The sequence below is a fragment of the Binatus sp. (SeqCode) genome (assembly GCF_050013435.1).
In the GTDB taxonomy this organism is placed as follows: domain Bacteria; phylum Desulfobacterota; class Binatia; order Binatales; family Binataceae; genus Binatus.
Genome location: NZ_JBEKFG010000129.1, coordinates 1 through 4704, shown reverse-complemented (window position 1 = coordinate 4704; position 4704 = coordinate 1). Strand labels below are relative to the sequence as shown.

The 4704-nt window shown below is 59.8% G+C and carries 4 protein-coding genes and 1 pseudogene; 4 read left to right on the top strand and 1 reads right to left on the bottom strand.

The genetic code is table 11. The features are described from left to right. The 4 genes and pseudogenes from ABSB13_RS16670 to ABSB13_RS16655 all read left to right on the top strand — a co-directional run. On the top strand, window positions 1–1592 hold a 1592-nt coding region (locus tag ABSB13_RS16670; RefSeq protein ID WP_428110447.1), incomplete at its 5' end, for an efflux RND transporter permease subunit. A 1046-nt stretch (window positions 1593–2638) separates the two neighbouring features. Then, window positions 2639–2761, top strand: a pseudogene (locus ABSB13_RS16665) (transposase); the annotation flags it as partial. 558 nt (window positions 2762–3319) lie between these two features. Next, a complete protein-coding gene (locus tag ABSB13_RS16660; RefSeq protein ID WP_428110446.1) occupies window positions 3320–3556 on the top strand; it encodes an RES domain-containing protein in 237 nt (78 codons plus the stop codon). Window positions 3557–3798: 242 nt separating this feature from the next. Then, window positions 3799–4023 (top strand): hypothetical protein, encoded by a 225-nt coding sequence (locus tag ABSB13_RS16655; RefSeq protein ID WP_428110444.1) that lies wholly within the window; start codon window positions 3799–3801, stop codon window positions 4021–4023. Between the two features lie 281 nt (window positions 4024–4304). Here ABSB13_RS16655 and ABSB13_RS16650 read toward each other — a convergent pair whose 3' ends face one another. After that, the gene (locus ABSB13_RS16650) at window positions 4305–4643 is read right to left on the bottom strand and encodes an adenylate/guanylate cyclase domain-containing protein (protein WP_428110448.1); all 339 of its coding nucleotides are present in this window, start codon (window positions 4641–4643) and stop codon (window positions 4305–4307) included. Window positions 4644–4704: the final 61 nt, after the last annotated feature.

The window sequence follows — 4704 nt, the reverse complement described above, 5'->3', positions numbered from 1 at the left end:
GACTCGTCGAAGCGATGACGCGCCGTAGCGCCGCCATGGTGATCATTGCGCTCATTCTTGTCGTCGTTGCGATTTGGGGGTTGGCGCGCGTGCCGACCGCGTTCCTGCCGGACGAAGATCAAGGCTATTTGATCGTCATCGCACAACTGCCCGACGGCGCCTCGAAGGAGCGTACCGACGCCGTCATGCAGCAAATCTCGGGGATCGCCAAGAAAGTGCCCGGCGTCGACCGTGTGATCACTGTCAGCGGCATTTCCATATTGGACAACTTTGCGAGCCTCGCCAACGCAGGCGTCGCCTTCGTGGTCCTCAACGACTGGAACGAGCGCCTCAAGCAGAACGGACAGGATCTACGCTCGATCAACCAGAATCTGAATCGCTCCCTGCATGCCATAACGCAAGCCATCGTGTTCGCGCTCGCCCCGCCCCCGATCCAGGGCATCGGCAACGTCGGCGGCTTTACGATGCAAGTCGAGATCAGGAATGGTGATTTTGATTACGCCTTGTTGCAGAGCCTAGCGGACGCCGTCATTAGAGCGGGCAATGCGCAATCGGCATTGCAAAGGCTAAATACGACATTCCGGGCCGGTGCCCCCCAGCTGCGTGTCACTGTCGACCGCACCAAAGCCGAGACGCTCGGCATCACGGTCGGCAACGTCTTTTCCGCGCTATCGACCTATGTCGGATCGAACTATGCCGCGCAGTTCAACAAGTTCGGACACGTCTTCCAGCTCTACACGCAAGCGCTGCCCGAGTACCGAGCAAGTGCCGACGCCGTCCGCAACCTCAGGGTCAAGGCGGGCAATGGAACCATGACGCCGATCGGAACGGTCGTCGACATGAAGGAGGTACGAGGCCCGCTGCTGATAAGCCTCTTTAATCTCTATCCGTCGGCAACGGTCGTCGGCAGCGCAGCCCCTGGGTTCAGTTCGGGAGAGGCGCTCGACATCATGGACCAGATTGGCCAGCACGAACTGCCGCCCGGAACAGGGTACGAATGGACAGCCATGTCCTATCAAGAGAAGGCTGTCGGCTCGCAGATGTATTTCGTTTTCGGTCTTGCCCTGTTGCTCGTCTATTTCGTGCTGGCGGGCCAGTACGAGAGCTGGATCCTGCCCCTCGCCGTGATCCTCGGCGTGCCGCTCGCCCTGCTCGGGACAGTCGGTGCGCTGACTGCTCTTGGCGCCGCCAATAATCTCTATACGCAGATCGGCCTCATCCTCCTGATCGCACTCGGCAGCAAGAACGCGATTTTGGTCGTGGAATATGCGCGTCAGAGGCGGGCTGAGGGAATGGAGATCGTCGCGGCGGCGGTGGAGGGAGCCCGGCTCAGGTTCCGACCCATTCTCATGACCTCGTTCGCCTTCATTCTGGGCGTATTCCCGCTTGTCGTTGCGACTGGCGCGGGCGCCGGGGCCCGGCGGTCGATCGGCCTGCCCGTCTTCAGCGGCATGATCGCCTCGACCTGCCTCGTCGTCGTGTTTGTTCCCTCATTCTATGTGGTGATGCAACGCGTGCAGGAGCGATGGACAGGCCGCGCCGCGCGGAATGAGGCGCAGCCGGACGGGGAGACTCCGACTTCTTCAACGTAAGGCTTTGAAAACGGCAGTCATTTGCACTGGCAGAGCAATTTTGCGCCGCTGATGTCGCAGCAGAGCCAACCTCGACATTCGCTACGTTCGCGCGATGTCGGCAGTCCTCCAACTTCGGAAGTATCGCTGCATCGCGGCGAACGTCGGAAAGGGGGCGGTGGTCTCAACCGGTCGGCGCAACACTTGGAGCAGCTGGCAATAAATAACGATGACGGCTTGCCAAACCGCTCGCCCAAAAATGCCTTCAGCGGGTCCCTCCGCAACCAGCTATCCCCATAACGGGATTTGCTCTGCCGCCCTCGTACCACCACGAGATCTCTGACTTATCAGCCAATAATCGATCTTTGCCCTCTAAGGGCAAGTGTTGCGTTGACCGGTTGAATCCGCCGGCCAGGACCGGACATTACGGGCGCCGCATCATCGCGCGACCGGGGTCACACACTGACCCTCTCTCGCGCTCATCTTTATCCATTGACGCGCGGTTGGTCAGCAGCGCCGAGTTAACCGGGTTCGTTGCCCTCTCGCGCGTGCGCGAGGCGGACACGCCGATTCAGCGACGTCGGTCGGCAGGCCGACCCGCGCCATGTGGTTGAGCGGCCTGGGCGGCGCTGCGGCTCTGGGTGACGTCGCCATTTCTTTTTCGCAGATTCCGATTCGGGGCGAACGATGGAGCGCGGGCGATCGGCGCGAACGATGATGATGTCGGGCGCAGCGGCGGCGATGGTGACGGTGCCGGGCGAGCTCAGGGAGGTTCAGCCAGCTACGGGGGCATCGCCAACAGATCGAAAAATCTGCAGCACTGACAGTGGCCGAGTACAGCGTTGACCATACTTGGTGTGCGCAGGTTCTTTTATGAAATCACCAAAGTGCAGGAATGGATAGACCGAGATAAAAGCCGCTGATGTCGGCGGTCGGATATTGGCCGACGACGCAGCCTTCGGCATCAATCCACCAATGTCGAGACCTTGAACAACCGCAGCGTTGTAGCTGATCCCGAGCTGGTTTCGCTCGCGCCCCGAAAATCGGTCGTGGCCAACCAGGCGAAGGCATTTGCCGCCACTCTCGCGCCGCTGCGCACAGCCGAATGGGTCGTCTACGCGAAAAAGACCTTCGCCGGTCCCGAGCAGCTCTTGGCCTATCTGGCGCGGTACACCCACCGTGTTGCTATTACCAAACGGCCATCGCGCCGACAAGCTCGTACTCTGCCGATGCTTGCTCGCTGTGGCCTCTGCGGCGGTGGATCGCAAAAACGATGAAGACAACGAGTTGGGCGCCACCGACTACGAACCACCGCCGTGCCCTTGCTGCGGCGGCCGCATGAAGGTCATTGAAAGTTTTTATGGATCGGTCTGCCGGCCATACCATGTCCGCAGACTCGACGGTTTGTAATCAGGACTTAGCGTGATCGCTCGACCCGGCAAGAACCACACAGATAATCCGCCATACTTACGGCCGCGCCTACGCGTTGTCCGATCCGCAATTCGCGATAGCAATTTTGTCGTATCGATCCGACAAAATTGCTGTCGAGCACCTGCTCCCTCCGGAAAAAGGACAACGCGGTCGTTAGCTTCCCAGGCTTTGACCGATTCGGCCTCGCATTTGATCGAAAAAACAACGACCTGCTTTGGCAAATCTCCATAGCCGAACTCGTAGCCCGCGGTTCAGTGCAACGACCTTTCTGCAACGCCTCGGATCGGTCGAAGCAACCGCTATGACGGCAGGGCCTGGTGCGGCGGGGGTGCCGGATACTTTACTCAGTATTAGCGCCTGCTGCCTCCGGAAGATGGACAACGTCATCCTTACCTTCACAGGCCTTGACCGATTCGGCCTCGCAATGTGTTGGGTTCGAGGTTCTTAAATGGAACGTGGGTGTTTATTACGCCGCTCAGGACTTAATTACCGCTATCCGAGAAACTGTATATCACCTTGCCCGATTCGCTACTGACTCAAATGATTCCGCCTAGACGCGAGGATATGCGCGTTTTGGTTGGTTCGGTGATCGGACCCCGCACCGCCCTGGCGCCACAGGTGCGGCTCAGTCGTTGGGGGACCGTGGGACCATCCGGGAGCAACGGGGACCATCAGACGCGCACCCGGCACGCGACCATCCTGTACGGCCCTCCTCGTTCGCGAACACCCTCAATCAGAAAAATAGAAAAAGGCGCCGGGATTTTGAAGGCTGGCGCGATGCGCTACACTCGCGCTCATGAGCAACACCGAACTGTCTGAAAGCGTCTATGCACTCTTGAAGGCGGCGGGTGAATTGTCGGCCGCGCAAGCCGCGCACGGCCGCGATCACGAATTGACAACCACGCCACGCGATCACGCAATGACAAAAGTCATCGAGGCGTTCAATCGCTTCGCGGCCAGCGCGAAGGCGAGCACTAAGCCGTTGACGATCAAGATCACACTCAGCCCAACAGGGAAATGATGCGGCGTGAGATAGCGCGTTGCACTGCGCGAAGGCCGGGGGAGAACATTTCCGAAAGGGAAGCTGCCGCGATGGACTGGAAAGATTTAATCAACCGGCAAAGTTTCCATCGCGGCAGACGCCGATAGTCTGATTTTGCTTCCGCTTTCAGGGCATAACAGACATGGCCGAACCTGCTGCCCGGCTCGACCCGGTCGCGAATGACCCAACGCCGACATGAGTGACATGCAAGCCCGATGGTGGTGCTCTTACCATGACCGCGCCGGCGGCTCAGCTTCCCCCTACAAGCTAGCGGCGAATAAGTCCCACCGGCCCGGCAGCCCTTTAAGTTCATGCGACCCGCGGTCCGAGAACTTTAGCCCGGCACCCGCCACGAGGTCTGTTACGACCCTCGATACGAGAACTTCGCCAGGCCTGGAGAGTGCCATGACCCGTGCTGCAGCGTGAACCGCGACACCCCCAATATCTCCGTCCCTTATTTCAACTTCGCCGGTGTGAAGGCCAGCCCGCAATGGCAAACCAATTTGCGTTGCGGCTGATTCGAATGCCAGCGCGCACCGAATCGCGCGTCCGGGTCCGTCGAACGTCGCGAGTATCCCGTCACCCGTTGTTTTGACCAGGTTCCCCCGGTGTTTTTCGATAACCCGCTGTGCGGCCCGATCATGCTCATCGAGCAGACGA

Bases quoted from the DNA above. Each gene is read 5' to 3' on its own strand.
- ABSB13_RS16655 (WP_428110444.1), top strand. From the start codon at position 3,799: ATGAGCAACACCGAACTGTCTGAAAGCGTCTATGCACTCTTGAAGGCG.